The organism is Microcoleus sp. S13_B4 (assembly GCF_036700885.1).
Lineage (GTDB): Bacteria > Cyanobacteriota > Cyanobacteriia > Cyanobacteriales > Microcoleaceae > Microcoleus.
The window spans coordinates 12,281-38,090 of sequence record NZ_JAUBPU010000022.1 but is presented as its reverse complement, the minus strand read 5'-3'; the positions used below and the strand labels follow the sequence as shown (position 1 = coordinate 38,090).

The 25,810-nt window shown below is 46.3% G+C and carries 26 protein-coding genes; 17 read left to right on the top strand and 9 right to left on the bottom strand.

Translation table 11 applies throughout. The features are described from left to right. The first annotated feature begins 23 nt into the window (after positions 1-23). Both QT994_RS14285 and QT994_RS14280 read left to right on the top strand, forming a co-directional pair. Positions 24-299: a type II toxin-antitoxin system ParD family antitoxin gene (locus QT994_RS14285; RefSeq protein ID WP_333047456.1), complete on the top strand. Its 276-nt coding sequence runs from the start codon at positions 24-26 to the stop codon at positions 297-299. A gap of 2 nt (positions 300-301) precedes the next feature. Next, positions 302-604, top strand: a complete 303-nt coding sequence (locus QT994_RS14280; RefSeq protein WP_333175578.1) for a type II toxin-antitoxin system RelE/ParE family toxin — start codon at positions 302-304, stop codon at positions 602-604. A gap of 375 nt (positions 605-979) precedes the next feature. Here QT994_RS14280 and QT994_RS14275 read toward each other — a convergent pair whose 3' ends face one another. Then, positions 980-1,801: an SDR family NAD(P)-dependent oxidoreductase gene (locus QT994_RS14275; protein ID WP_333098608.1), complete on the bottom strand. Its 822-nt coding sequence runs from the start codon at positions 1,799-1,801 to the stop codon at positions 980-982. Between the two features lie 718 nt (positions 1,802-2,519). Continuing rightward, positions 2,520-3,953 carry a carotenoid oxygenase family protein gene (locus QT994_RS14270; protein ID WP_333175575.1) on the bottom strand — a complete coding sequence of 478 codons (1,434 nt, stop codon included), beginning with the start codon at positions 3,951-3,953 and terminating at the stop codon, positions 2,520-2,522. A gap of 73 nt (positions 3,954-4,026) precedes the next feature. Between QT994_RS14270 and QT994_RS14265 the strand changes: the two genes are divergently transcribed. The 7 genes from QT994_RS14265 to QT994_RS14235 all read left to right on the top strand — a co-directional run bounded on the left by QT994_RS14265 (position 4,027) and on the right by QT994_RS14235 (position 11,606). Then, positions 4,027-5,043, top strand: coding sequence for an LD-carboxypeptidase (locus QT994_RS14265; protein ID WP_333175651.1), 1,017 nt, complete (start codon positions 4,027-4,029; stop codon positions 5,041-5,043). Between the two features lie 97 nt (positions 5,044-5,140). After that, entirely contained in the window at positions 5,141-5,899 is a 759-nt protein-coding gene (locus tag QT994_RS14260; RefSeq protein ID WP_333175649.1) for a class I SAM-dependent methyltransferase, read from the top strand. Positions 5,900-6,119: 220 nt separating this feature from the next. Next, complete coding sequence (locus tag QT994_RS14255) at positions 6,120-7,121, top strand: cytochrome c oxidase subunit II (protein ID WP_333175572.1); 1,002 nt, start codon at positions 6,120-6,122, stop codon at positions 7,119-7,121. Positions 7,122-7,199: 78 nt separating this feature from the next. Further along, the gene (ctaD, locus tag QT994_RS14250) at positions 7,200-9,005 is read left to right on the top strand and encodes a cytochrome c oxidase subunit I (protein WP_333175569.1); all 1,806 of its coding nucleotides are present in this window, start codon (positions 7,200-7,202) and stop codon (positions 9,003-9,005) included. A gap of 129 nt (positions 9,006-9,134) precedes the next feature. Beyond that, positions 9,135-9,758 (top strand): heme-copper oxidase subunit III, encoded by a 624-nt coding sequence (locus QT994_RS14245; protein ID WP_333175567.1) that lies wholly within the window; start codon positions 9,135-9,137, stop codon positions 9,756-9,758. Between the two features lie 162 nt (positions 9,759-9,920). Next, positions 9,921-10,202, top strand: a complete 282-nt coding sequence (locus QT994_RS14240; RefSeq protein ID WP_333175565.1) for an HNH endonuclease — start codon at positions 9,921-9,923, stop codon at positions 10,200-10,202. Positions 10,203-10,373: 171 nt separating this feature from the next. Beyond that, a complete protein-coding gene (locus QT994_RS14235) occupies positions 10,374-11,606 on the top strand; it encodes a hypothetical protein (protein WP_333175562.1) in 1,233 nt (410 codons plus the stop codon). Between the two features lie 14 nt (positions 11,607-11,620). On the opposite strand, the gene QT994_RS14230 is transcribed toward QT994_RS14235, so the two are convergent. The 4 genes from QT994_RS14230 to QT994_RS14215 form a co-directional block, all read right to left on the bottom strand. Further along, complete coding sequence (locus QT994_RS14230) at positions 11,621-11,920, bottom strand: (2Fe-2S) ferredoxin domain-containing protein (protein WP_333047444.1); 300 nt, start codon at positions 11,918-11,920, stop codon at positions 11,621-11,623. Positions 11,921-12,045: 125 nt separating this feature from the next. Continuing rightward, entirely contained in the window at positions 12,046-13,020 is a 975-nt protein-coding gene (locus QT994_RS14225; protein ID WP_333175559.1) for a cysteine synthase A, read from the bottom strand. A 64-nt stretch (positions 13,021-13,084) separates the two neighbouring features. Further along, on the bottom strand, positions 13,085-13,669 hold the full coding sequence (locus tag QT994_RS14220) for a Uma2 family endonuclease (RefSeq protein ID WP_333175556.1): 585 nt from the start codon (positions 13,667-13,669) through the stop codon (positions 13,085-13,087). A gap of 130 nt (positions 13,670-13,799) precedes the next feature. Next, a complete protein-coding gene (locus tag QT994_RS14215) occupies positions 13,800-14,438 on the bottom strand; it encodes a peroxiredoxin (protein ID WP_333175554.1) in 639 nt (212 codons plus the stop codon). Between the two features lie 160 nt (positions 14,439-14,598). Here QT994_RS14215 and QT994_RS14210 point away from each other — a divergent pair, with 160 nt between their 5' ends. The 4 genes from QT994_RS14210 (at position 14,599) to QT994_RS14195 (ending at position 17,447) form a co-directional block, all read left to right on the top strand. Beyond that, positions 14,599-14,874, top strand: a complete 276-nt coding sequence (locus QT994_RS14210; protein WP_333175549.1) for a hypothetical protein — start codon at positions 14,599-14,601, stop codon at positions 14,872-14,874. 95 nt (positions 14,875-14,969) lie between these two features. Continuing rightward, positions 14,970-15,332 carry a cupin domain-containing protein gene (locus QT994_RS14205; protein WP_333175547.1) on the top strand — a complete coding sequence of 121 codons (363 nt, stop codon included), beginning with the start codon at positions 14,970-14,972 and terminating at the stop codon, positions 15,330-15,332. Positions 15,333-15,945: 613 nt separating this feature from the next. Beyond that, positions 15,946-16,827, top strand: coding sequence for a ChaN family lipoprotein (locus QT994_RS14200; RefSeq protein ID WP_333175545.1), 882 nt, complete (start codon positions 15,946-15,948; stop codon positions 16,825-16,827). Positions 16,828-16,865: 38 nt separating this feature from the next. After that, positions 16,866-17,447: an NAD(P)H-dependent oxidoreductase gene (locus QT994_RS14195; RefSeq protein ID WP_333175543.1), complete on the top strand. Its 582-nt coding sequence runs from the start codon at positions 16,866-16,868 to the stop codon at positions 17,445-17,447. 461 nt (positions 17,448-17,908) lie between these two features. Here QT994_RS14195 and QT994_RS14190 read toward each other — a convergent pair whose 3' ends face one another. From QT994_RS14190 to QT994_RS14180, 3 genes are all read right to left on the bottom strand, one after another. After that, a complete protein-coding gene (locus QT994_RS14190; RefSeq protein WP_333175542.1) occupies positions 17,909-18,073 on the bottom strand; it encodes a hypothetical protein in 165 nt (54 codons plus the stop codon). Positions 18,074-18,138: 65 nt separating this feature from the next. Beyond that, positions 18,139-18,969 carry an inositol monophosphatase family protein gene (locus QT994_RS14185; RefSeq protein ID WP_333047432.1) on the bottom strand — a complete coding sequence of 277 codons (831 nt, stop codon included), beginning with the start codon at positions 18,967-18,969 and terminating at the stop codon, positions 18,139-18,141. Positions 18,970-19,063: 94 nt separating this feature from the next. Then, positions 19,064-20,497: a BCD family MFS transporter gene (locus QT994_RS14180; protein WP_333175539.1), complete on the bottom strand. Its 1,434-nt coding sequence runs from the start codon at positions 20,495-20,497 to the stop codon at positions 19,064-19,066. Between the two features lie 151 nt (positions 20,498-20,648). Here QT994_RS14180 and QT994_RS14175 point away from each other — a divergent pair, with 151 nt between their 5' ends. The 4 genes from QT994_RS14175 (at position 20,649) to QT994_RS14160 (ending at position 25,792) form a co-directional block, all read left to right on the top strand. Next, positions 20,649-21,593, top strand: a complete 945-nt coding sequence (locus QT994_RS14175) for an aldo/keto reductase (RefSeq protein ID WP_333175646.1) — start codon at positions 20,649-20,651, stop codon at positions 21,591-21,593. A 200-nt stretch (positions 21,594-21,793) separates the two neighbouring features. Then, positions 21,794-22,309 (top strand): isoprenylcysteine carboxylmethyltransferase family protein, encoded by a 516-nt coding sequence (locus QT994_RS14170; protein ID WP_333175535.1) that lies wholly within the window; start codon positions 21,794-21,796, stop codon positions 22,307-22,309. 60 nt (positions 22,310-22,369) lie between these two features. Then, the gene (locus QT994_RS14165; protein WP_333175533.1) at positions 22,370-23,806 is read left to right on the top strand and encodes a hypothetical protein; all 1,437 of its coding nucleotides are present in this window, start codon (positions 22,370-22,372) and stop codon (positions 23,804-23,806) included. A gap of 402 nt (positions 23,807-24,208) precedes the next feature. Further along, entirely contained in the window at positions 24,209-25,792 is a 1,584-nt protein-coding gene (locus QT994_RS14160; protein ID WP_333175530.1) for a chloride channel protein, read from the top strand. Positions 25,793-25,810: the final 18 nt, after the last annotated feature.

The window sequence follows — 25,810 nt, the reverse complement described above, 5'->3', positions numbered from 1 at the left end:
AAAGGTTCTCAGAGGTAAACCCCATGAAAATTACTCTCAAGCCTGAGCAGCAAAAATTCATAGAAGCACAAGTTACAAGTGGCAGATATCCTTCGGCGGAGGAGGTAATTGCAGCGGCCTTAGAACTCCTAGCCGACAACAGCGAGCCCAAAGAGAGCAACAGCTATCAAAAATGGGTAGAAGAAACGCGACCAAAAGTATCAACAGGAATAGCTCAACTCGATCGCGGTGAAGGGATTGATGGAGAAATAGTCATAGCAAGATTGCAGGAAAAATTTCGGAAAATGCGGGAGAACTAAAGATGAGTCGCTACATTGTTTCTCCAGAAGCGAGTCGCGATTTAGATGAAATTTCGGATTACTTTGCAGCTAGAAATATTGAATCCGGAGAACAGTTTGTCGAGGAGTTCAATCGAAAGTGTCGCAATTTAATTAACTTTCCTAATATGGGTCGTAGTTACGAGGAACTAGCAGCTTCTGTGCGGGGGCTTCCTCTCATGGGTTACATTATTCTTTATCGGGCGATAGACAGTGGAATTGAAATTATCAGGGTGGTGAGGGGAGAACGGGATTTACCGTCGCTATTTTCTGAGGAGGATGAGTGATATCATTGGTGTCAACTTAATGTAAAACCTAGTCACAGACGGCTTTTGACCATTAAACTTAGATCCCCCCTAGCCCCCCTTAAAAAGGGGAGGACAAGATTCTTCTCAAAGTCCCCCTTCTTAAGGGGGATTTAGGGGGATCTAGACTAGGCTAAAAGCGAGATTGATCAAGGGTTTGAGTCTTAAGTTGACACCTATAGTCACTGCCGTGTCCTCTATATCATTCCGATGCAACCGGAAACGATATGACTAACAGTTAAAGTGTTTGCCAAATGTAAGGTGCGCTTAGGAACGGGCAAGATGCCCGTTCCACAACACATCAAATTTTTTGTGGGGAGTAGGGGTTGGGCCGAAAAGCCCGCCCTACTAAAAAGTTTATCGCCCGCTAGCCAAAGCCTCCCGCAATTTACGGCCCCGCGATTTATCCCGAAGTTCTGGAGTTGCCATCCGCAACACAAAATCCAGCAGCCAAGGTGCTATTCGGTGACACCAAACTGCTAGATGACTTTGCCATCCTACCAAGATTTCCGGCGCATCTTTGTGCAATCCCGCGACAAGTGCTAGGGCAACTTTTTCGGGAGTTGTGGGCACTACCCACCGGAATTGCTCTAAGTCTCGCACCATGTCGGTATCTGTTAGAGATGGCAGCAAAGCTGTGACTCGAACATTGTACTGAGTTAACTCGCTGCGTAAAGCTTGGGTGAATCCCAAAATGGCAAATTTGGTAGCAGAATAAGTCGCCATTGTGGGAGCGGCAATTTTGCCCATTAAGCTCGAAACATTGACGATTGTTCCCTCTTTTTGAGTGGCCATTCGCCGAGCTATCAAGCGGGTAATTGTGTAGGTTCCGAGCAAATTTAAGGCGATTTCTTCCTCGATTAACGGTAGCGGGGAACGCAAGAAAGATGCTTGGTGCGCGACGCCTGCACAGTTGACTAGCAGGTGAATCGGGCCGCAATCTCGCCAAGCTTGGGCGATCGCAATATTCACCGCAACTGACTGAGTTAAATCCAAAGCTAACGGCACTACTTCTGTGCCCAAAACATCGATTTCCTCTGCCAGTTCAATTAATTGCTTGCGGTTGCGCGCCACAATCAACAAACGTTTGACTCCTTGTCTCGCTAATTCCAGGGCGATCGATCGCCCAATTCCGCGCGAAGCTCCTGTAACAAGAGCTGTTTTTCCTTGAAGTTGCATAGATTAAACCTTTTGGTAGATGCTCACTGCGGCACGGAGTTATGAGTTGTGAGTTGTGAATTATTAGCTATGAGTTGGATGTTTTGGCGGTAACAACTCATAATTCATAATTTTGGGAAAGGCTATCTTGTTCCGATAGACCTCATTTACTTGTGGGGTTAACTCAAAACCAAAAACTGTTGAATCGCTAACGTGCGCGTGAGCTGAACTAAACTTTACTTTGGGTTTGCCAGAAATCAGTCAAATATCTGGTCTTTTAACCTCATGCCAGCAGACCAAGATGAGATGAGAAAACCTAGTCGGGAATCATGCCAAAGCGGGCTTTATTACCGCTTTTTTTCAGTTCGCGGAGGCGGACTTTGCCTGTGTAGCCACGAATTTATTCGCCGGGGATTGGTTTTCTTCAGTCTGCGGAGGCGGACTTTGCCTGTGTAGCCGCGAATTTATTCGCCGGGAATATTCACCCCGAATTGGTCATTGTTCGGGGCTTCATTACCCCTCTTTTTTTAGTCCGCAGAGGCAGACGATATCCTGTGCAACCGCGACTTACAATCGCCGGGGATTGGTGCGAATTGGCACAGGATAATTGAGCAATGCAGATTATCAATTCCACACCTCCTAGATATGAGAATTTCCTATCTACACACACCTTAACAACTAGAAGTTAAAGCGGCAACAATTTTTAATAAATCTTCCGCAACACTTCTTTACACTTTTCTCAGACTGCCGATTTCCAAGTGCCGTGAAAGCCCAAAGGTATGACACCGGGCAATTCTAGCTGGCAAACAGGAGCGCGATCTAGCCCTTCGCTGTCAAATATCCAGACTTCGCTGCTGTCAGAATTGCCGTCATAAATAACTGTTACTATCCAACCTTTCTCCGACGAAATATCTGGAACGTAGATGGGCTCTGTGGGATAGCGATTTTCGCCCAAGTCGGCAATTGTGAGATTGCGGCTTTGCGTGTCCAAACGGGCGATCGCACCATAACGTTCCGGTACAATATCAACGTCAGGCCGATACATTGCCAGATAAATATATCGCGAGTCTTGCCCTATTTCTGAAGCAGGTACCGTCGGAAATTCGCAAGGTTGATCCAACAATTCTTCGGCTGCTGTCACTTTTCCCGTCTGAGGATTGAGATGCACCCGCCACAGAGTCCCCTCCGCATCGGTGCGAGTTTCACCCGCCGCTATTTCTTTCAGCCGCTGATTAGTTTGAAAGTCAGCGAAGCGCACAAAATCTACAGCCACCGAACCATCTTCCTTGACAAAACCGTTAGCAAAATGCCACTGAAACCAAGAATCGGTTTCGCCGCGACTAACTAAAGACAGAGTTTCCGAGTCAACAACTAATATCTGCGTTCCTAACTCGGGTTTCCATTCAAAAGACTCGCTGTAACTGCTAATTCCAGCTAAAATCGGTAAAGGTTTTAGTCGCATCGGCGGTACAAAAAATATGAGATACTTCCCTGCAAAAACAAAATCGTGGATCATCGGGATTCCATCTAAAGCAACTGTTGCTTTTTGGAATATTTTGCCTGTACTATCGCTTTTATAGAGATTCAACTTTGTACTAGCACCCTGTGTAATTCCAAAGTTAAAAATATTCCCAGTAATCGGGTCGCGCTTGCAGTGAGCTGAATAAGAAGAGCCGCTCTCTAAACTTCCTAAATCGTCCGTTCCCTGAGTTTCCAGAGTTTGCAAATCGAGGCTGTGAGGCAAGCCGCCTTCCCACAAAGCTAAAAGGCGGTCGGGCAAAGCTAAAACAGAAGTATTGGCAACATTTTTAACAGTTTTAGTCCACCGCAGCCACACAGGCCCCGGTGCTGTCATGCCGTAATTAGGGTAGAGAAATTTATTAGCTTTTTCCTCAGCTTGATATCCTGCTGTCTGCACGTAGCGATAAACAGCAGCAGCACCGACATCGGTAAAATGTACTGCCAAAATTGCACCATCGCCATCAAACCAGTGTCCCGCATTCATGCCGCCGCGTTGCAAACGTGCAGGCCCGTTACGGTAGAGAGTGCCGCGCAATCCTGCGGGAATTTTACCGCTTTTAACCAATAGCTGAGTCAGCGGAAACTCTGCAGCAGGACGGGCTAAAGCTTGAGCCCAAGATTTTTTAGCTGAGATTTTAGTGTCGGTTTTCATTGTAAACTCGCAATTTTAAACTGATATGGCAGAGATTTTGCTATACAATTATAGCAAAAATTACCTAACAGCTATGACTCTCCGCCGCCGCGCTCTGCTCACAACTTTTGGGCTGACTGCTATTGGTACTCAGCTTTTGCCGCTCGCCCAAACCAATCTATCTCCCCAAAGTGCGATCGCTAAGCCGCGCCGCCTGCAAGTCGGCGACACCGTAGCTTTAATCAATCCTGCTGCTTTCAACTACAAAAAAGAAATCGAGGATTTTTTTAAAGTTATGGAAAAGCTGGGATTAAAAGTTAAATTGGGAGAGCATTTTTACGACCGCTACGGCTATTTAGCAGGCAAGGATGCCGATCGCGCCGCCGATGTCAATGCAGCCTTTGCCGATGACTCAGTGCGAGCTATTTTTACCGGGATGGGCGGCTGGGGCTGTGGTCGGATATTGCCGCTCCTGGATTACAATATTATCGGCAACAACCCCAAAATTATTATGGGATTCAGCGATATTACCGCACTGTTATTGGCGATTTATGCTAAAACTAATAGAGTTACTTTTCACGGCCCTTTAGGTGCGTCAACTTGGAGCCCCTTTACAGTGAATTACGTCAAAAAAGTTTTGTTTGAGGGAGGTTCTGTGACGATGGAAAACTCCCAAAGTGTGCAAGTTCAAACAATCGGGCGGGGCACAGCTAGGGGAAAACTAATCGGCGGCAATTTATCAGTAATCGCAGCAATGGTTGGTTCGGCTTATTTGCCGCAGTGGGAAAACAGTATTTTGTTTGTCGAGGAAGTTGGCGAAGAAGTTTATCGCATCGATAGAATGTTGACGCAGCTCAAATTAGCGGGCATTCTTGATAAAATATCCGGTTTTATTTTTGGACAGTGTACCAAGTGCGAAGCTGAAAAACCCCAAGAGTCTCTAACCTTGCCTCAAGTCTTGTCCGACCACATTCGCCCTTTGAAGATTCCCGCGTGGTACGGTTCAATGGTGGGACACATCCGGGAACAGTTCACTTTGCCGATCGGCCAAGAAGTCGAAATCGACGCTGACTCTGGTACAATTAAATTGTTAGAATCCGCTGTCAGCTAAATCTTAAACTATTCTCGATATTCGCGAGGAGCTTCCTCGGGTTCTGCATTACCGCGTAGAGCCTGGTAATCAAAAAATTAAATATACAATTAGGACGATCGTGAAAAACCGACAATTCATTCAACATTTAACAGCAATTATCTTAGCAATAATTTGCCTGTTGCCGCTCAATGCCTGTGCAGCAGCAAGTAAAACCGCAAATGGCGACCCAATTTATCAGCAGCGAACAGTCCACAATCCCGACGGCACCGGCAAATTTTACATGGGTCGAGAAATTGCTCAAGTCATGGGATATCAAGGCGCTGGTTGGCTAGAAAGACCCTCTCGTGGCATGGAAGAAAAATCAGCTCGATTAGTCCACAATCTCGATTTAAAACCAACCGATATTGTCGCCGACATTGGATCGGGAACGGGATATTTTAGCTTTCGTATCGCTCCCTTAGTTCCAGAAGGAAAGGTTTTAGCCGTTGACGCGCAGCCGGAAATGATTAATTTTATTAAAGTGAATAAACAAGAAAAAAATATTGCTAACGTTGAGCCAGTTTTGGGAAGTATCGACAATCCGAATTTACCGGAAAACAGCGTGGATTTAGTTGTGATGGTCGATGCTTATCACGAATTTGCATATCCCAGAGAAATGATGCAAGGAATTGTGAAAGCACTCAAACCGAGAGGCCGCACGGTATCGATCGAGTATCGCGGCGAAAACCCGCTGATTCCCATTAAAGGTTTGCACAAAATGACGCAGAAGCAGGTGAAAAAAGAAATGGCAGCCGTCGGTTTAGTATGGAAAGAGACAAAAGATATGTTGCCGCAGCAGCATTTGATGGTGTTTGAGAAAAAATCTCAAATTTAGCAGCCAAACAGAGCGATCATATAGCATTTTTACTCATTTTTGTCAATGTACAAAAGACGTATTTTTAGGCTCGCGATCGGTCAGTCAAAAATACTAAGCCTTAAGTAACCCTTAAGAGAGACATTTTACTAAAAATACCATTTACAATTAAAAATTGATAACCCAGAGGCGCTTCCTTCATTTTTCAAGCGAAGAAGTGTCGCTATTAAGAAGTACCAGCGTGAACATTCCAAGTTCCATCCTCACCATGCTCGCCGGCATCGGAGTGACTCTGATCAGTCTCTGGTACGGGCAGAATCACGGTTTACTGCCGATCGCCGCCTCTAATGAAGCATCCGAGATAGACGCACTATTCAATACAATGATGACCATTTCCACTGGACTATTTATCATGGTCCAGGGAATTCTCATCTTTGCTGCAATTAAATATCGCCGCCGTCCAGGAGACAACACAGACGGGCCGCCTTGGCATGACAACTTTCCCTTAGAAATTCTTTGGACAGCCGTGCCGGCGGTGATTATTTTAGGAATCGGAGTCTACAGTTTTGAGATTTACAACTCAATGGGAGGCCTCGATCCGATGGGCAATCATGACCACGGAACCATGCAAGCGCACTCTAAAATGCGGGGAAGTGCGATCGCAGCCACACTCTCAGATACACCCCAAAACGCCCCTCAAATTCCGTCTCCAAAACTCTATGCTTTAGGCGTAGGCGCTTCCCCCGAAAATGAAGACAAACCAGCAGACTTAGTTGTAAATGTCACAGGTTTGCAGTACGCCTGGATTTTTAGCTATCCAGAAAGCGGCGTTAGTTCTGGCGAACTGCATATGCCAGTCAACCGCGACGTACAGCTAAATATCTCAGCCCAAGACGTGCTGCACGCATTTTGGCTGCCAGAATTTCGCCTCAAACAAGATGCAATTCCCGGGCGGCCCAGCGAACTGAGATTTACACCAACTAAAACCGGCGAATACCGGGTTGTTTGTGCTGAATTGTGCGGCGCTTACCACGGAGCAATGAAAGCTGTAGCAGTCGTTCACACGCCAGAAGAATTCGACGGTTGGCTGCAAAGCCAGCAAATTGCTAGCAGTCAAAACTTAGAGCAAGCAGTTGCAGTCAATCCTGGGGAATTGTCAGACGGTGAATTTTTAGCTCCCTACGTCAGGGAAATAAAAATTAATTCCGAAACCCTAGAACAACTTCACCCAACTCATCACTAAAAATAGTCATTAGTTCCTGGCACTGAATCTTTGATCCTGAGCTAATAACTAATGACTAATAACTAATGACTAATAACTATGACACAAGCACAGTTCCAAGAAAGTGCCAACACTGAGGCTCGCGGAACAGCGCCCGCCGATAGACATTGGCGCGACTACTTCACTTTTAATACCGACCACAAAGTCATCGGTATTCAATACCTAGTCACAACATTTATTTTCTATCTAATCGGCGGCGTGATGGCCACTTTGGTGCGAACAGAACTCGCCACCCCCGACGCCGATTTTGTCACCCCCGAACTCTACAACAGTTTATTTACTGTTCACGCCACGGTGATGATCTTTCTGTGGATCGTACCCGCCGGAGCCGGATTTGCTAACTTTTTGATCCCCTTAATGATTGGGGCAAAAGACATGGCATTTCCCAGGCTGAATGCGATCGCCTTTTGGCTGATTCCCGTAGGCGGCGTGTTGCTGTTGAGCAGTTTTTTGGTGGGAGCTCCACAGGCGGGTTGGACTTCCTATCCACCTTTGAGCTTAGTTACTGCTCAAGCAGGCGAAGAAATTTGGATTCTCAGCGTCTTAATACTAGGGACTTCTTCGATTTTGGGGGCGGTGAATTTTGCCGTTACCATCTTTACCATGCGCGTTCCGAGCATGGGTCTCAATGATATGCCTTTGTTTTGCTGGGCGATGATTGCGACTTCAGCGCTGACTTTGATTGCTACTCCAGTGTTAGCCGCAGCTTTGATTTTGCTGTCGTTTGACTTGTTAGCGGGGACGGCATTTTTTAACCCGACCGGCAACGGCGATCCCATCGTCTACCAGCATTTATTCTGGTTTTATTCGCACCCGGCAGTTTACATTATGATTATGCCCTTTTTCGGGGTGATTTCAGAAGTTTTGCCGGTGCATTCGCGCAAGCCAATTTTTGGTTATTTGGCGATCGCATATTCCAGTCTTGCTATCAGCTTTTTGGGCTTGATCGTGTGGGCGCACCATATGTTTACCAGCGGTACTCCCGGCTGGCTGCGGATGTTTTTTATGATCACGACTATGATCATCGCCGTACCAACTGGGATTAAAATATTTAGCTGGTTGGCAACTATTTGGGGAGGCAAACTCCGGCTTGTCAGCGCCATGCTATTTGGGATGGGTTTTATCTCCACATTTGTCCTCGGCGGCATCACCGGGATCATGGTAGCTTCCGTACCTTTTGACATTCACGTTCACGACACTTATTTTGTCGTCGCTCACCTACACTACGTGCTGTTTGGCGGCTCAGTGTTTGGAATTTACGCTGCTTTTTACCACTGGTTCCCCAAAATGACGGGGCGGATGATTAATGAATTTTGGGGTAGAGTTCACTTTGTTTTAACTTATGTTGGCTTTACTGTAACTTTCTTGCCGATGCACGCTTTGGGTATGCAAGGAATGCCTCGGCGAGTGGCAATGTACGACCCGAAATTTACCACAATTAATGTCATTTGTACTGTCGGTGCTTATATGCTGGCAGTCTCTACAATCCCGTTTATCATTAATGTGATTTGGAGCTGGAGGTACGGCCCGAAAGCAGGTGACAATCCTTGGCAAGCTTTGAGTTTGGAATGGATGACGACTTCGCCGCCGCCTATCGAAAATTTTGAAGGAGTTCCCGTATTAGCAACGGGGCCTTACGATTACGGCATGGAAAAAATTCAGCATACTGGGGAACGTCTCAGACTCAAGCTGAGGGAAAATGCCACGCGCAACGCCCAGAAAACAGGTATTCCTATTGCTGAGGCTCAAGCTTCAACTTTCTTTGGCGGTACTGCCACTTTGGTCGCTCCTGAATCAGAGGTAAATATTGATTCTCCTGCTGATGAAAGTCAAGATGGCGAATAGTTATTAGTCATCAGTCATCAGTCATTGTTGACTGTTGACTGTTGACTGTTAACTGTTAACTAATGACTGATGACTAATGCCAACTGCCCACTGACAACTGACAACTGACTTCTTCATTACCAATTTCTTATGCAAATTCCAGCGATCGATCCGGCAAAAACAGCCCTGAATTACCACCACGAGGCTGAGGTAGAAGCACACGGTGTCGAGCATCCCGACCACCGAATGTTAGGTGTAATTGTCTTCCTGTGCGCTGAAGGCATGATATTTTTCGGTATGTTTGCCGCCTATTTGATTTATCGGGCGATGGCCCCCGCGTGGCCTCCTGAAGGTACGCCCGAGCGCGAGTTATTGCTGCCGGGAATCAATACGGTAATTCTGATTGCTAGCAGTTTTGTGATTCACAATGCGGATACTGCAATCAAAAAAAATGATGCCGCAGGAATGCGTAATTGGCTGCTCGTAACTATTGCTATGGGGGCAGTTTTCTTGTTCGGTCAGGTTTACGAATACGCTCATTTAGAGTTTGGCTTGACGACTAATTTGTATGCCAGTTGCTTTTACGTTTTGACGGCCTTTCACGGCTTGCACGTTACGTTAGGAGTGCTGCTGATGGTGGCGGTGGTGTGGCGATCGCGCGCGCAAGGTCACTATTCTAGCGAGCACCACTTCGGAATCGAAGCGACTGAGATTTACTGGCACTTTGTGGATGTTATTTGGATTGTTTTGTTTTTGCTGCTGTATATTTTGTGATCCCAGAGGCTTTTCGGCCTCTGCCACAAGAGATTTGTATGACCCCCAATTGGGGGTTTTTTATTGTTTGGAGAGTGGGATCGACCTTTATTCACATGAATCAAAGCCGATCGCGCTAAACTAAAAGTAGCAATTCTCCTATCCAGCAGCATTGAGAAAATTATGCAGTGCGAATTGTGCGATCGACAAATGGAAGCATTAACCGCCCATCACCTCATCCCCAAACAAAACACCAAGCGGAAAAACGAAGATCCCAGCCCGACAATCGACATTTGCTCCGCTTGTCACCGCCAGATTCACTCTCTATTTGACAACAAACACCTCGCCCAAGAGCTCAACACCCTGGAAAAGCTCAAAAATGACCCTGAACTCCAGAAATTTGTCTCTTGGATTAAGAAACAAAAAACTGACAAACGCATTCAAGTACGCGGCAAAAAAGCTTGAGCGCAGGGCCCGAACTCAGATATATTGTCCTGAATGCAGTTACTCTCTCAAACCCGATTTATTCATAAATTTTTCGTTTCCCAACCCAAAATTTTACATAGAAACCCGGTTTGTTTGCGTAAATCCTAGTATAGTGATTTACTTATTTGTAACAAGCTGCCAACAATTATCATGAACCTTACCTCCCTCGAACTCGCAAAAGACCGAGCGCGCATCTTCAAAAACTACCTCCAAATGCAAATAGATGCCCAAGCTAACATAAACAAACTAGCTTTTTTAGACCGAGGCATTGAAAAATCCCCTTACCAACAAGAAATTAAAAACTATCCCGATTATCTCAAACAGAAACCCGACGGCTTAAAATTAATTAGCTCTATTCCCGGACCCAATAATCCCCTCAAACTTACCCCATTTCCCAGCCTGGGAGAACTACCTCAAATTAACTCTCAAGCTTTAAGTTTCCTCCACGAAGACATCAAAGAAGCCTGCGTTTGCATTGGTACTTTTGTAGACGGGAAAATTCAGGCGCACTGGCTGGGAAAAAACGCACTTACTAATGCTGAGCAGTGGAGTGCTACTAAAATTATCCCACTCCTTAATATCGTCAGTCAAGTAAATAGTATATATCCCGACTGCGACATTGACAACTGCGTTGTGAGAGATGGCAACGGGCTAAAAGAGGATTTTTACTTTTACGATGTAGCAAAAGACATGATTAGCTATGCCTCAAATATAGCAAGTTCAAACTCCTTAGCGGCGATGTTCAAACGCTTCGATACTCGCATAGGACTAGAGCAATGGCTAAAGAACGCTACTGGCAATAATGAGCTAATTTTTCGCGGCGATTACGGCGAAAATCCTTATCACAACAACCCAAAAATTTTTGATCTCAGCAAAAAACAAGTGCTGCTAACTGCCGCGCCAAACAGCATCAAACAAAATAATTCCGTATCTGCTTATGACTTGACCAGGCTGATTTCAATGTTAGGATGGCACTTCCACATCGAACAGCGATCGCGCATGAAAGGATCTCAGTGGAACAGCTTAGAAAGCATTGTCCGAGCAATGGGACATGACAGCGCTCGATATGTGGACGTAGCAATTAAAACTTTGGGGATGGATAGCCTTATCACTTCTCCAGTAATTATCTCAAAATTAGGTTACGGACTGAGCGCGATCAGGGGAACCCTAGAAACAGTTTATGTGGCTTTAGTGCGGTTTGTTGACGAACGGCCGAAGGCGACGGGAAAGCCGGCCAAACTCAGAACTTTAGCAATGACTTTGCGGGCAGAAAAAGCTGTAGGCGGTTCCAGCAATGTCGATCGCTTGGCGATCGAACTCGACGCGAGATTTGGCGCCGAAGTCACGGAAATTCTCCGCCGGTTGTTTGCGGAAGAATTTTAAAGGCGGGCGATCGACTAATTAGAAAGTCGGTGAAACTTACGGTAAAGCATCCTCTCTACCGGCTTTCCTCCCCGCAAATGTTGCTCAGTTATTGTCGCAACTTCTTCAGGGCAAACGCCATTGTACCAAACCTCTTCTGGCAGCGCCAACACCATCGGGCCGTTGCCACACTGTCCCAAACAACTGCTAGCAACAACTTCAACTTCTGAAGGCGACAATTTCTGAAAAGCTGCCAGTACCTTTGCTGAATTTTGCTTGCGACAAGTGCGGTTTTGGCAAACAAGAACTTGCCTAGAAGATTCTTTAATTTTCATATTTTTTACTTGACACTGGGCTACATATATGCTATTTTTTTATCATGGGAATAGGTGCGGCCATATAGGCCAAAATTTTATATATGATGCCCAGATTTTAAAGTGCGCCGCAGCGCACCCTACTGTTAATCTGGTGACAAACCTTTGGAAGCCAACCATTGTCGATCGAACAAACGCGACTGATACCGAGCCCCGCCGTCGCAGAGTACCGTAACAATCGTATGTCCAGGCCCCATTTGCTTTGCCAAAGCCACGGCCGCCCCCACATTAATCCCTACAGAACCGCCCATAAACAGCCCTTCTTTCCTCAGCAGTTGGTAAATCACCCTCACAGCTTCAGTATCGTTAATTTGGATGGCGTCGTCTACCGGGGCATTCTCCATATTTGCAGTCACGCGGGTGGTGCCAATTCCCTCAGTAATCGAACTGCCTTCAGTCTTAATTTCCCCAGTTTTGAAATAACTGTAAAGCCCGCTGCCCATCGGGTCTGCCAAGACAATTCTAACAGCAGGATTTTTTTCTTTTAAAAACATTCCTACGCCCGCAAAAGTGCCGCCAGTACCAGTAGCTGTTACCCAAGCATCTATTTTACCGTTTGTTTGTTCCCAGATTTCCGGGCCAGTTGTTTCGTAATGAGCTCGGCGATTGGCTAAATTGTCAAACTGATTTGCCCAGACTGCATTCTCCATTTCCGCCGCCAATCTTCCAGACAATTTGACATAATTATTTGGGTCTTTGTAAGGGACAGCGGGAACAGTCCGAACTTCAGCGCCCAAGGTTTTCAAAGCATCGATTTTTTCTTGAGATTGGTTATCGGGAATCACAATCAAACATTTGTAACCTTTAGCGTTGCAAATGTGGGCCAAACCGATGCCAGTATTGCCGGCAGTGCCTTCAACAACAGTGCCGCCCGGTTTCAGCAAGCCTTTTTCTTCTGCATCTTTGATGATGTATAAAGCAGCCCGGTCTTTTACAGAACCGCCGGGATTGAGAAACTCTGCTTTACCGAGAATTTCGCAGCCAGTTTCATCGCTGAAGCTGTTTAAGCGAATTAGTGGCGTGTTGCCGATTGTGCCTACAAAGCCGTTTTTAATATCCATATTTTTTGCCTGTTTGCATCCTATTATTAATTTTTACAATAAGTTGATATTATTGCTACCACTTTTACCAAATCTTGGTCATATTGAGTATAAATCCCGGCAAAACGGGGTCGCCGCTAACTGTCGCCGGATTCTCCAAACATTCCTCTGGCAAACCGGGACGGTAAATATAAACTCTGCGATTTTTGCGGTCTATAAGCCAGCCTAACTGCACTCCTGGTTCTCTGATGTATTCTGCCATCTTTGCTTGCAGTGGCTCTAAGTCCTCAAAATCTGGTCTGAGTTCAGCTACAAAGTCAGGGCAAATTGGTGCAAATTTTTCTTGCTGTGCTTTTGATAAAGCATTCCACCTTTCCAGTTTAATCCAGGAAGCATCAGGCGATCGCACGGAGCCGATCGATAAAATAAATCCTGTACAAGAAGCAAAAGCAATGCCAGTTCCGTCTCCCTTTGTCCAAATTCCCAATTCTCCAGTTAAGATAGCATTGCGGTTGCTGCTGATTCCCCCAACGAGAGTCAATAATAGTATTTCTCCCTGCTGGCTGCGTTCAATTCGCAAGTTGCGATTTAATTGACAGAAATCGAAAAACTGGCCGTCTGTCATTTGCAATTTTGGTGGCATTCGCAATACGATCGGAGATGACAGCATTTTGCCTTTCCTGAAATCTAAATTCTCAAACAAGATTGCATAATTTCTCTGTTTGTAGTGAGGACTTCAGCCCTCAAAAATGAGGATTAAAGAATGAAGTCATTACTACAAACAGGGTGGTAAATTAAACCTATTTATTGGGCTGAGGAGTCATCCGCAAATAAGGCTTAATCGGCGTATAACCTTTAGGAAATTTCTCTTCCAACTCTTTCGGGTCGGTAATCGAAGGTACGATTACGCAATCGTCGCCGTCTTTCCAATCAACCGGAGTCGCAACGCTGTATTTGTCGGTAAGTTGCAAGGAATCAATTACTCGCAAAATTTCATTAAAATTCCGACCCGTGCTAGCCGGATAAGTAATGCTCAAACGCAATTTCTTTTCCGGGTCAATCACAAAAACTGTGCGGATTGTTAAGTTGTTCAGAGAGTTAGGATGGATCATGTCGTAAATGTTGGAGACTTTACGATCGCCATCTGCTAAAATCGGATAATTGAGGGTGACATTTTGAGTTTCCTCAATATCTTTAATCCAGCCCATGTGAGAATCCACATCATCGACGCTGAGGGCAATGGTTTTGACGCCACGCTTTTCAAATTCAGACTTTAGACGGGCCACTGCACCAAGTTCTGTGGTGCACACTGGAGTATAGTCTTTCGGGTGAGAAAACAACACGACCCAGCTATCCCCAGCCCAGTCGTAGAAATTGATTTCGCCTTCAGACGAAGCTTGAGTAAAGTTGGGAACTGTATCGCCTAATCGCAGAGTCATAACTGATTTCCTCTAAATTTATTTAAGGACTGCTCCTTATCATGCCATAATTGCCCGGTTTCTCGATCGAGCTGTAAAGGATTCTAAACTTTTTGGTCGCTCGATCGGCAATTCCACTACTGTAATGTATGTGTGGCTTCTAACGCTGAATTTTCTTGCTATGCTTTACTTTTTGCTTAAGGCAATACAGCCTGTTTTAGTCCCGCTGTGTTTTGTGTCCGCTTGGGGCTTAGTTTTTTTGCTGTGTTTGAGTGTCGGGCGTACAGTCACGGACTCCCTGCGCCGAGCTCAGCGCATGCACCAAATACCTTGTGCTAACTGCGTATTTTTCACCCGCGACTACCATCTCAAGTGTCCCGTTCAGCCGACAATAGCTTTATCTGAAGATGCGATCGACTGTCCTGATTATCGAGGGCATTCGGGAATTTACGGTTAAAAAATCCGACCGCCACTTTACATATTTCTTAACATCTCTGGCTCTTTCAATTAAACTTAAGTTGTGGTAAAGAGATTTTAAGGAGTGCGGAAAGAATGCTAATTCAAAAGCTAAATGCCTGCGACGAGTTTATTGCTGGCGACGGTACTCAACTGCGAGAATTGCTGCATCCAGACAAACAAGCTGTGGATTTGCGTTACAGTTTAGCCCACGCCACTTTGCCACCGGGACAAACTTCTGCGCTGCACTCCCTGACAACTTCTGAAGTTTACTACATCCTCTGCGGCGTTGGAGAAATGCACATCGACGACGAAAATCAATTCGTGGAAGCCGGAGATGCAGTTTACATTCCCCCAAACGCCAAGCAGTTTATTTACAACTGTGGCACGGAGCCGCTAATATTTATTTGTATCGTCGATCCCGCGTGGCGGAAGGAAGACGAGACAATTTTCCAATAATTTTCTAGTTTTTCTCCTTTTATGCTCGTTACCCGGCTCTGCCCGGTAACGCATATCTAGAGGCTCTGCCTCTACTGCAAAAAACATCACAAACCGAAAATCTATTTTAACAACAACAGCACCCAGCCATATGTACCGAGTGATTTCCTCTTTTTTCAACTTCGATGCGGAGTTGCAATAATCCTCGGATTCAGTTGCATTGCTCCCCTCTAATTAGTTGAGGAAGTATCAGCTTTGTTGGTGGGTGCTGCTATTGGTTTTTGATGAGACAGATGTGAGATTAGACAGCGTTTTACTCCTTAGATTCTATTGTGAACTTCGCTGCGGTATCTAGATGTGGTATCTGTCAGAGAAGCTTTTTGTTCGCTTCATATTATTAATTTAGCACCTTCTTTTAGAAGCGCAAGTACCTGCAACTAAACTTTACAAAAGAAGGAACAGGGAAGAAGGAAGAAGGAAGAGGGAAGAGGGAAGAGGGAAGACCATCCTCTATGGATATAGATAATTACGACTAATTATGAAGTTAAATTAAGGATCGAGCTTTCTAGCTGCTCAGCTAAAATAGTAGAGTTCGGCTGTGCTTGCTGCTGCGAGAAACAGGCATAATATCTGTATGAAAACAACCAAACTCATCAAACTGTGCGCCTTATCGATCGGCATCTTTCTGCTGTGCAGCAGTGCAGCGACTGCTTCAACGACGGCGAACCCTCAACCTCGGCAAACTTACACTAACCAAGAGATTCTGCAACAGTTGGTGAAGGCAAAAGTCGTGTATCTGGGAGAAACCCACGATAGCGCGGAAGACCACCAAGCTCAACTAAAGATTGTTCGAGAAATGCAGCGGCAAAATCGGAAAATTGCGATCGCGATGGAAATGTTTCAGCGTCCCTTTCAAAGCGCGATCGACAACTACTTAGCAGGTAAACTGACCCAAGAGCAATTAGTCGAGCAAACAGAGTACGATCGCAGATGGCGTTTTCCCTGGGAATCTTACGCCCCCATTTTGCGGTTTGCCAAAGAAAATCAACTACCTGTCCTCGCCTTAAATACACCATCCGAAGTAACGAGAAAAGTTGCCAGTCAAGGTTTAGAAAGCCTCACATCAGAGGAAAAAAAGCACATTCCGCCAATATCCGAAATTCGCACCGACAACGCCCAATATCGGCAACTGCTGCTAGAAGTTTACCAGCAACACCAAAAGGCCGAACAGGGAAATAGTACGGCTTTTGAAAGATTCTTGCAAGCCCAAGTTTTGTGGGACGAAACTATGGCGGAAAAAATAGCCCAATTTGTCAAAGCAAACCCCGACTATCAAGTTGTGGTGTTGGCGGGTAAAGGACACATTATTTACGGTTATGGCATTCCCAGTCGCGTCGAGAGGCGTTTGGGAGTCGGGAATGTAAAAATGCGATCTGTTTTATTTAATTACCGTGGAAATCCTCTTGTGTCGGCAGATAAACTCATTGCTGACTTTGTTGGGAATCACTCGGAATAGTACAATTTTACTCGGAAACAATAATCAGGAAAAAATCAATGACAAATAGACCAAAAATTCTCGCATTTGCCGGAAGTACCCGCGAAGGATCATATAACAAACTGCTGGTAAAAGTTGCGGCGGCTGGGGCTACGGCGGCGGGTGCAGAAGTTACTTATGTAGATTTGCGCGATTTGCCGATGCCGCTATTTGACGAAGATTTGGAAGCAAAAGAGGGAATGCCAGAAAATGCCCGCAAATTGAAGGAATTGATGGTAGCGCATGACGGGTTTTTGATAGCTTCCCCTGAGTATAACAGTTCAATTACGGCTGTGTTGAAAAATGCGATCGATTGGGTATCGCGCCCAGCACCGGGTGAACCGGGATTGGTGGCATTTACTGGCAAAGTAGCGGTAATTATGAGTGCTTCCCCAGGCGGAATCGGCGGTTTGCGGGGATTAGTTCATTTGCGATCGATCCTGGGGAATATTAACGTATTGGTACTCCCCGATCAGAAAGCACTTCCCCAAGCTTTTGAAGCATTTAATCCTGACGGTATGATGAAAGATCCCAAACAGCAGGACTCTGTGGAGAATCTCGGTGCTAAGTTGTCTAATGTGCTGTCGAAATTAATCGCATGAGGCAATAAATTCATTTTGCAGTAGGGACACAGCCATGTTGTGTCCCAATCCCAGCATCTGTTATTTTGCTAGCTGCATCAAGTGCGATCGCATCGCAGAATTGCTACGATCGTAGTTAATTGGCTGTTATTCTCACCCCCAAATTAACATGACATTCACCACATACCCAAAATCAGCACTTGCTAAAACCAGCAGCCAGGCTTGAGAATTGCACTTAGAAAATCATCCCTCTGGTGAATCCCTGAAATTGTACTATCGAGATTAGTGCGATCGCAAACCGCATAATTTTCTGAGTTTCTTCCCAGGTTTATTCTTGTATCTTCCCCCAGGCTAACTCTTCGACATAGCCAATATACCACTCATCTACTTTTTCCCACACCGCAGTAAATCTATTTACCCTTGTGCCTCTACTTAAAGACGGGGATAATTTTATTTCCGAGAGATAATAGGTAGTGGAAAACTTACCACAAATTGTAGCAGCACCGCATCACCCGATCGACGTAAAACAAAACCACCCGATCGCAGATTGCCAGAAATAGACGAGAGTAGGCATACTTGAACCATCGGTCATCGGTCGGTATATTTCTTCCAAACAGCACGGCAGACGTGGGAGACTCCTCCGTCACGCCTGCCCTGCAGTTTTATTTAATAATTGTTCGATTTCCTACGGGATAGCTTCGCTTCACCTAAATTACCCCATTTTTTTCTTCTTCCAAGCCTCCACAAACGGCAAAAACACCGACACTAACTCCTGGCGATTCATCACCAAAGTCGGATAAGAAATCCTACCGTAATTCTTCCCCACTTCCAGCGGAAAAATTCCCTGGGATTCCAGAGGCAACCAAACCGCACCCGCAGCCTTCACAATTACCCAACTCCCCGCAATATCCCAAACTTTTGGAGTCGCTTCCACCCCTCCCATAGCCACACCCGAAGCTACGGTCAAAAAATTGTAACTAGCCATGCCCAACATCCGAACTTTACTCGGAAGATGAGGCCCGATTCCCACACTCCGCGAACACAAATTAAAAAAATGATTGCCACTCATTTTATCAGCAGTCGGCCGAATTTGCTGCCCGTTTAAAAACGCACCTTGAGGCATATTGTCAAACACGCCACCCGCAAAATCAGGTGCAAAAAAACCGTGAAAAGACTGATTAATTGGCGGCAAATGCACGTAGCCAAAAACCGGAGTTCCACGATACAACAAACCCAAAGAAATACCCCAAATCGGAATTCCCCTAGCAAAATTAGTTGTAGCATCTAAAGGATCGACAATCCAGCACCATTCAGTATCGGGGAAAACGTGTTCGCCCTCCTCACTTAAAATCCCGTGAGTGGGGAAAGCAGATGCGATCGCACTTCTAATCTCCGCATCCGCCCAATTATCGGATTTCGTAACCAAACTCCCGTCATCCTTCTCATCCGCTGGGACGGAACCGAAATCTTGCAACAACTGCTGTCCGACTCTCTCGACAGTAACCCGTGCAAAACTTAAAATAGAATCCCAAAAATTAGTCATTAGTTATTCGTTATTAGTTATTGGTTATTGATTATTGGAACTAACAACTGCCACAGCCCAACTGACAACTGACACCGATCAAATGAACCAAACATTAGTCTAATTCATTTTCAAGAATAGTGGCGATCGCACTTTTAGCATTATCCTGAAACTCCCGAACATCCACCCTACCCAACAGCCAAACAGCCAGAATCATACCCACCGCCGGCACAGCAAAAACCAACCCGTAAGCCAACATCGGCACCCCAAACAAACTTCTGCCCAAATCCAAAATAGCACCGCCGCTAACCGTAGCCACACCCCGCGCCGTCGCCTGCGACAAACCCCAAGCACCAATAAAAGTCCCAGCAGTTTCTGCAGCAGTCAAATCCAACATCAAACTCAGTGCACCCGTCGTCGTAATTCCCGAAGCTAGACCAAACAACATTAAAGCCGACTTAAACACAATTGGATTACCAGTAAATCCAGATAAAATAATTAAACCAAAACAAGCAGCCACCGACAAACAGCCCAACCTAATCGTATTTTGCTTGCCAATGCGCGGCACAATTAAAAAACCAGTAACGCTCAAACCGATCAGAGTACCAGTACCGTAAATAGCATTCAACCGAGTAGTTTCCGAAATCGGCATCTTAAAAATTTCCCCGCCGTAAGGTTCCAAAACCGCATCCTGCATAAACAAGCAAATTGTCATAATCAGCAGGAAAGTAAAAAATAAACCGGTTTGACGGCTAGCAGTCAAAATCCGCAGCGCACTTCCCAGAGTAATTTTATCTTCTCGGTTCACTGCGCTCGATCGCACCCCGTAGCGCGAATACTTTTTCTCCACCCCAAAAGTCGCAATCCCCACCAACAGCAAAACCACCGCCGGCACCTTCACAAACAAACCATTAATCGAAGCCTGCAACACTTCCCGCGACACATCCCCATCAATTTGCTTCAGCAAACCGCTGCTAACAATCGCCCCGATAATAATACCAACCATCAGCATCGACCACACCACACCCACCAACTTTGATCGATCTTCCTCATCAGAAACATCCACCAACAAAGCAGCAAAAGGAGTCGAACTCGAACAAATAGCAATACCGTAAAGCGCAAAAATCAAACCCAACAAACCCACCCAACCGTAAGTAGGAGTCGTCCACCCCACAGCCTCCAAACTGCTACCCAAGCGCCACATCACCTGCACCGCCAAAAAAGCAGAAATCACAAACAAAACGCTTCCTACCCACACATAACCCGTGCGGTGATGGCCAAACAAAGGCTTAGCATCAGACATTTGCCCGAACCACACCCTGGCCGGCGCCACAAACTGGTGCATCGCCAGCGTACCAGCCACCACAGTAGCCGGAATCGCCAACTCTTTAATCATCACGCGATTGAGCACCCCCAGCGTCAAAATCGACATCATGCCCAATCCCATCTGAAACAAACCCAACCGGAACATAGTCAGGAGGGTAACTCTCTTGATAGCAAGAGTGGCAGAATCTGTTAATCTTGAATCTGGCAAACGGTTGATAGACATAACTATTCAAATAAACGCAGCATTTGCATTTATAGTAACTGACATACTCACAACCAGCCGCCATTCTTCCCCAGGCTAGAAGCTCCATCGCGATTATTCCTATAAATTCATATAAAAATAAAGAGAATCAATAACTGTGGATTTACCAACCGTGACAACCATTACCCTAGGACAAAACGGCCCAGCCGTCATTCCCCTGTGCGTCGGAACTTGGGCTTGGGGCGACAAACTATTTTGGAACTACGGCAGCAACTACGGCGCCGCCGAAGTCGAAGCAGCATTCAAAACATCCCTAGACAGCGGAGTCAACTTTTTCGACACAGCCGAAGTCTACGGTAACGGCTTGTCAGAAGAATTACTGGGGCAGTTTCTCAAAAAAACCACCCAACCCGTGCAAATAGCCACCAAATTCGGCCCCGTACCTTGGCGGATTACAGGAAAATCAGTTTCCGACGCTTTGAGTGCCAGCTTAAAACGCTTGCAAGTAGAACAAATAGCCCTCTACCAAGTGCACTGGCCATTCACTTTTTTGCTGAGTCAAGAAACCCTAATGAACGCCTTAGCGGATGAAGTAAAACAAGGCAGAATTCAAGCAGTAGGAGTCAGCAACTATTCAGTAGAACAGATGCGCGAAGCCCACAAAATACTAGCAGCCCGAGGCGTTCCGTTAGCAACAAATCAAGTCCGTTACTCCTTGCTGTCGCGACAAGTAGAAAAACAAGGAATTGTGAGTGCAGCCCGCGAATTGGGGGTCACAATTTTAGCGTACAGCCCCTTAGCCCAAGGATTGCTCACCGACAAATACACAGCCCAAGAACAACCTACAGGAGCCCGCAAAATGGACTCCCGCTTCAGCAAAAGCGGCATCGAAAAAATCGAATTAGTCATGTCCACGCTGCGAAAAATGGGCAAAAAGCGCGATCGTACGCCTGCCCAAGTTGCCCTAAACTGGTTGATATGCCAAAACGGAGTCATCCCCATTCCCGGTGCCAAAACCGCCAAACAAGCCCAAGAAAACGCAGGCGCATTAGGCTGGAGTTTAAGCCAAGATGAAGTCAACCAACTAGAACTAATGACTCGCCCCTGGCTAGAATAAATTTGTTAATTGTTGACAGTTGACTGTTGACTGTTGACTGTTCACTGTTCGCCGTAGGTTGGGTTTTACTTCACTCTACCCAACCTACAGTTCACTTTCTTCTCACCTCTTCCTTCTTCCCTCTCCCCTCTTCTTCCTTCTTCCTTCTCCCCTCTTCCTTCTTCCTTCTTCCTTCTTCCTTCTTCCTTCTTCGTCTTACTATGAAAATCTTAACTGATTGGGGTTTCACGCGCGAAAGCTGGCGCAACAACAGCCGTGGCGAATATTTAGTTTTGCTTCAAGGAGCATTGCTCACAGGATTTGCAATCTTACCAGTTTATCAACTGCCCGGATTAAAAATTCAATCAACTCAATTACTTTATATTACCTGGTTTATGGCCAGTATGCTCGGCTTAAGCGGATTAATTTTCATCATCAAAGGATTGATAGACTTAGGAAAAAATCTCACACCTTTACCGTATCCCATAGAAAACGGAGAATTAGTCCAAACAGGCATTTACGGAATAGTGCGGCATCCATTATACAGTGGCTTAATTTTAGCAGCCTTCGGCTGGACAATTTTTCAAATGAGCATATCCCACTTAATAGCAAGCACAATATTAATAATATTTTTCGAGATCAAAGCTAACCGAGAAGAAGCCTGGTTAACCAAAAAATATCCAGACTATTCACAATACAGCCAGCGAGTCAAAAAACTAATTCCCGGAATCTATTAACAGACCCCCTCTGCATCTGCGTTAATCCACGTTAATCTGCTTCAATCTGCGGCAAAAAGAATGAAATATAACAAAAAACTACAAATTAAACTGCTAGCATTAACACTATTTTTATGCTTATCGCAGCAATTCACGGCGTGCAATTTTCTCGCAAAACCCTTTCAACTTCCCGCCTCAGCCAAACAAGAACCCTGGCCAATTCAAACAGGCCTCCGATCAGCCATCCTCCGTGACAACATACCAACAGTCAATCGCCTAGTTTTAGTACCAGACGAAGCCACATTCTTAGCAGCAATCCAAAAATGGAATCTCAAAGGAAACTGGCCTATTCTCATCGAAGACAACAAATATACGCCGATGTTTTTGCAGCGCTTTCAACCCGAAGAAATAGTCCGCTTGCCAAGCATCAAACAGCAACTGCCAAAAAATCAAAAACTCCAACAATTAATGCTGAATGCAGCAGCCGCAGCTTGGAATGCCACCGATACTCCAACCTTAAAAGCACAATGGAAGCAACTCGGCTGGGAACCCCCAGGAGTAGTAATCACATCAGAAAACGACCCGGCACGTTCTGCAGCAGTTGCCTTAGCAGCCGCTCACGGTCAACCTTTAGTCTTTCTAGAAAGCAACTTCGGAAAACCCAACGATACCCTCAATAATACACAGTGGAAAAGTCTGCAACTAGCAGTTACAAAAGCCGTCGAATCAACCGGATATTTTTACTCTCAACTCGCAGACCCGATCGACACCATCACTATTGTACGCCAACTAGCAGTCAAATATCAATCTCCTGAAAAACCAGACGAACAACTAGCCGTTACCGACGGTTTGGGACGACACCCCAACGGCGAACGCTGGGCGGCTGTCGGCTGGATTTACGGCTCCGAAGTACGATCGATCTATCAAGCCATGTGCGCCTTATTTCTAGACAGCCAAACAGCCATGCTTTATGACAGTTACCCCAAGGAAGGAAATTGGGCAAAATATGAAATGGAGGAAGCAGCTAGCGGACTAAAAACCATAGGTTTGAATGTCGAAGTAGTCCAGCAACCAGAATCTAGCCTGGAAAAGTGGCGGAGTTTAGCCTCAAAACCGTGGACATTTGACTTAATATTAATGAATTCCAAAGGCTATCCCAAATCATTCCAAGTCGGCAACGGCGACGCTTCAGTTGAGGACATACCAAAACTTCAATTTCCCGCAGCAATCCACATGATTCACAGTTGGTCAGCAGCAGCGCCAGATGACAAAAACACCGTTGCCGGAAGGTGGCTAGAAAATGGTGCTTACGCATATATTGGCAGCGTCAACGAACCTTTTTTATCGGCCTTTATTCCACCTAAATTAATGGTCGATCGCCTGAAGCGAGGATCACCCTTTTTAATCGCAGCACGCCAGCTAGAATCCCGTCCATGGAAAGTGGCCACCATCGGCGATCCGCTAATGTCGATCGCCAAATCCAGACCCAGAATCCCGCCCACTCAACAACCGATGTGATACTATGCGCGATCGAGGGATTTGAGGTTTGAGATTTGTGGTTTGAGATTAGTGGTTTTAAGGTAAAGCCTCAAATCGCCAATTCTGTAATCAGAATGTTGTATTTCACTGAGTTATATGATATTGCAAGTTCACTCATGCGATCGCCCTAAGCCCCAACAATGTAAATATAGTTAATTAGCATTATCGCCAGAGAGTATCTAAGTTTAAAAGTAACTGAGTATACAATGACCTAAAATTCGCCGCTCCTCAGAATCAGTCATTCCACCAGCCGCCCGCCCCAAAAATCCGCCCTAAAATACGCCTTAATTAACTTGTCAATTCCCGTAAAATCACTGACAATTAAAATAAGAAATAAAATGTAATATTTATCTAACTTCTCACAGAAGAATTAACCGCTAAATGAGAGCCACCCTTCCTGTGGATCTGCCGCCACCCGGCCCAACCGCAGCAACTCCCCAAGCCTCCCGCCTAAGCCCGCTATTCAACCGCCTGCACCCCAGCCCAGAAACGCTCCTGCTCATCCTCTCCCTAGTCATAGGGGGAGTTACGGGTGCAGGCGTCGTCACGTTTCACTACCTCATCCACTTCATCCACAGCCTGATGCTGGAAGACTTCATGGGTGCGATCGCCTCGAAAGGCTCTTGGACGCTAGCCTGCATTCCCACCCTCGGCGGAGTCATCATCGGGCTGATGCGCTGGCGGTTTCGGGACTTTGGCCCGAATATGTCTTCCTTAATTGCAGCAACCCGCGGGCTGCAAGAACTCTCCCCCCTCAAACCCATCACTAAAATGGTGGCGGCCTCAGTTTCCCTCGGCACCGGCGCCTCCCTCGGCCCGGAAGCGCCCAGCGTCGAAATCGGCGCCAACTTCGGAATGCTGCTGGCTCAAGTCTTACAGCTCTCCCCAGAACGGCAGCGCTTGCTCCTCGGCGCGGGAGCAGCAGCAGGTTTATCTGCCGGATTTAACTCTCCCATCGCCGGAGTCTTCTTTGCTTTAGAAGTCGTGCTCGGCAGCACCTTCGCCACTTCGTCAGTCAGCGTTGTCTTGCTCTCCGCCGTAGTTTCCGCGCTGATCGCTCAAATCTGCTTGGGAGCTCAGCCTGCCTTTGCTTTGCCGGTTTACGATGTCCGCAGCCCCCTAGAACTACCTCTGTACATGGGATTGGGACTTTTGGCGAGCGGAGTGTCTCTAGTCTACACAGAAGCAATTCAATTGGCCGATCGCTGTTTTCAAGGAAAAATCCGAGGATTTGCTTGGCTCGGACGACTGCCCCGGCCGCTGCACCCCATCATCGGCGGGGCCTGCGTCGGCTTAGTCGCCCTGCAATTACCTCAAATTTTGGGTGTCGGCTACGAAACAGTCCAAGCAATGCTCCAAGATGTTAAATTTTCCTTGCCTTTGCTGCTGCTGCTGCTGTTTGTGAAACTGGCGATGACCGCAATCAGCCTCGGCAGCGGTTTAGTGGGTGGCATCTTCGCTCCGGCGATGTTTTTGGGAGCTTCCCTGGGTTCGGCTTACGGCCTGTTTTTGGAAATGCTGCCGGCAATGAGCGATCGAGTCGCCGGCCCTCCCGCCTACGCAATGGTGGGAATGGCCGCCGTCCTCGCCGGTAGCGCCAGAGCACCGCTGACAGCCATCCTATTGATGTTTGAATTAACCCGGGATTACCGGATTGTCTTACCTTTGATGGCAGCAGTCGGATTGAGCGTTTGGCTGGTGGAGTTGGTAAACCGCCGATCGACAGCCCACAGCCTCAACCTTCAGCAAATGGGCGTAGACGTGGCTCTCAATACACCGATCAAAGCCAGAGAACAGTTGCAGGATTGGGAAGATGTTCTGGGCGATCGCATCGTCACAGAACTGATTTCTTGCCAACTTCCCACCGACGGCGAACACAGTATTGAGGAGCCAGTGCTGGCTATGGCTCACGCACATTTACCAGAAGATGTCAAGCCTTTGCCTGAAACAAAATCAGCAGTCTGAGTGAGTTCGATTCCGGTT

Excerpts from the sequence above, each read along its gene's own strand:
- QT994_RS14220 (WP_333175556.1), bottom strand. The coding sequence starts at position 13,669 with ATGCTGTCATCTCCGATCGTATTGCGAATGCCACCAAAATTGCAAATG.
- QT994_RS14240 (WP_333175565.1), top strand. The coding sequence starts at position 9,921 with ATGCAGTGCGAATTGTGCGATCGACAAATGGAAGCATTAACCGCCCAT.
- QT994_RS14210 (WP_333175549.1), top strand. The coding sequence starts at position 14,599 with ATGCTTTACTTTTTGCTTAAGGCAATACAGCCTGTTTTAGTCCCGCTG.
- QT994_RS14195 (WP_333175543.1), top strand. The coding sequence starts at position 16,866 with ATGACAAATAGACCAAAAATTCTCGCATTTGCCGGAAGTACCCGCGAA.
- QT994_RS14265 (WP_333175651.1), top strand. The coding sequence starts at position 4,027 with ATGACTCTCCGCCGCCGCGCTCTGCTCACAACTTTTGGGCTGACTGCT.
- QT994_RS14200 (WP_333175545.1), top strand. The coding sequence starts at position 15,946 with ATGAAAACAACCAAACTCATCAAACTGTGCGCCTTATCGATCGGCATC.
- QT994_RS14235 (WP_333175562.1), top strand. The coding sequence starts at position 10,374 with ATGAACCTTACCTCCCTCGAACTCGCAAAAGACCGAGCGCGCATCTTC.
- QT994_RS14285 (WP_333047456.1), top strand. The coding sequence starts at position 24 with ATGAAAATTACTCTCAAGCCTGAGCAGCAAAAATTCATAGAAGCACAA.
- QT994_RS14275 (WP_333098608.1), bottom strand. The coding sequence starts at position 1,801 with ATGCAACTTCAAGGAAAAACAGCTCTTGTTACAGGAGCTTCGCGCGGA.
- ctaD (WP_333175569.1), top strand. The coding sequence starts at position 7,200 with ATGACACAAGCACAGTTCCAAGAAAGTGCCAACACTGAGGCTCGCGGA.
- QT994_RS14280 (WP_333175578.1), top strand. The coding sequence starts at position 302 with ATGAGTCGCTACATTGTTTCTCCAGAAGCGAGTCGCGATTTAGATGAA.
- QT994_RS14270 (WP_333175575.1), bottom strand. The coding sequence starts at position 3,953 with ATGAAAACCGACACTAAAATCTCAGCTAAAAAATCTTGGGCTCAAGCT.
- QT994_RS14165 (WP_333175533.1), top strand. The coding sequence starts at position 22,370 with ATGAAATATAACAAAAAACTACAAATTAAACTGCTAGCATTAACACTA.
- QT994_RS14230 (WP_333047444.1), bottom strand. The coding sequence starts at position 11,920 with ATGAAAATTAAAGAATCTTCTAGGCAAGTTCTTGTTTGCCAAAACCGC.
- QT994_RS14170 (WP_333175535.1), top strand. The coding sequence starts at position 21,794 with ATGAAAATCTTAACTGATTGGGGTTTCACGCGCGAAAGCTGGCGCAAC.
- QT994_RS14215 (WP_333175554.1), bottom strand. The coding sequence starts at position 14,438 with ATGACTCTGCGATTAGGCGATACAGTTCCCAACTTTACTCAAGCTTCG.
- QT994_RS14185 (WP_333047432.1), bottom strand. The coding sequence starts at position 18,969 with ATGACTAATTTTTGGGATTCTATTTTAAGTTTTGCACGGGTTACTGTC.
- QT994_RS14205 (WP_333175547.1), top strand. The coding sequence starts at position 14,970 with ATGCTAATTCAAAAGCTAAATGCCTGCGACGAGTTTATTGCTGGCGAC.
- QT994_RS14245 (WP_333175567.1), top strand. The coding sequence starts at position 9,135 with ATGCAAATTCCAGCGATCGATCCGGCAAAAACAGCCCTGAATTACCAC.
- QT994_RS14180 (WP_333175539.1), bottom strand. The coding sequence starts at position 20,497 with ATGTCTATCAACCGTTTGCCAGATTCAAGATTAACAGATTCTGCCACT.
- QT994_RS14160 (WP_333175530.1), top strand. The coding sequence starts at position 24,209 with ATGAGAGCCACCCTTCCTGTGGATCTGCCGCCACCCGGCCCAACCGCA.
- QT994_RS14225 (WP_333175559.1), bottom strand. The coding sequence starts at position 13,020 with ATGGATATTAAAAACGGCTTTGTAGGCACAATCGGCAACACGCCACTA.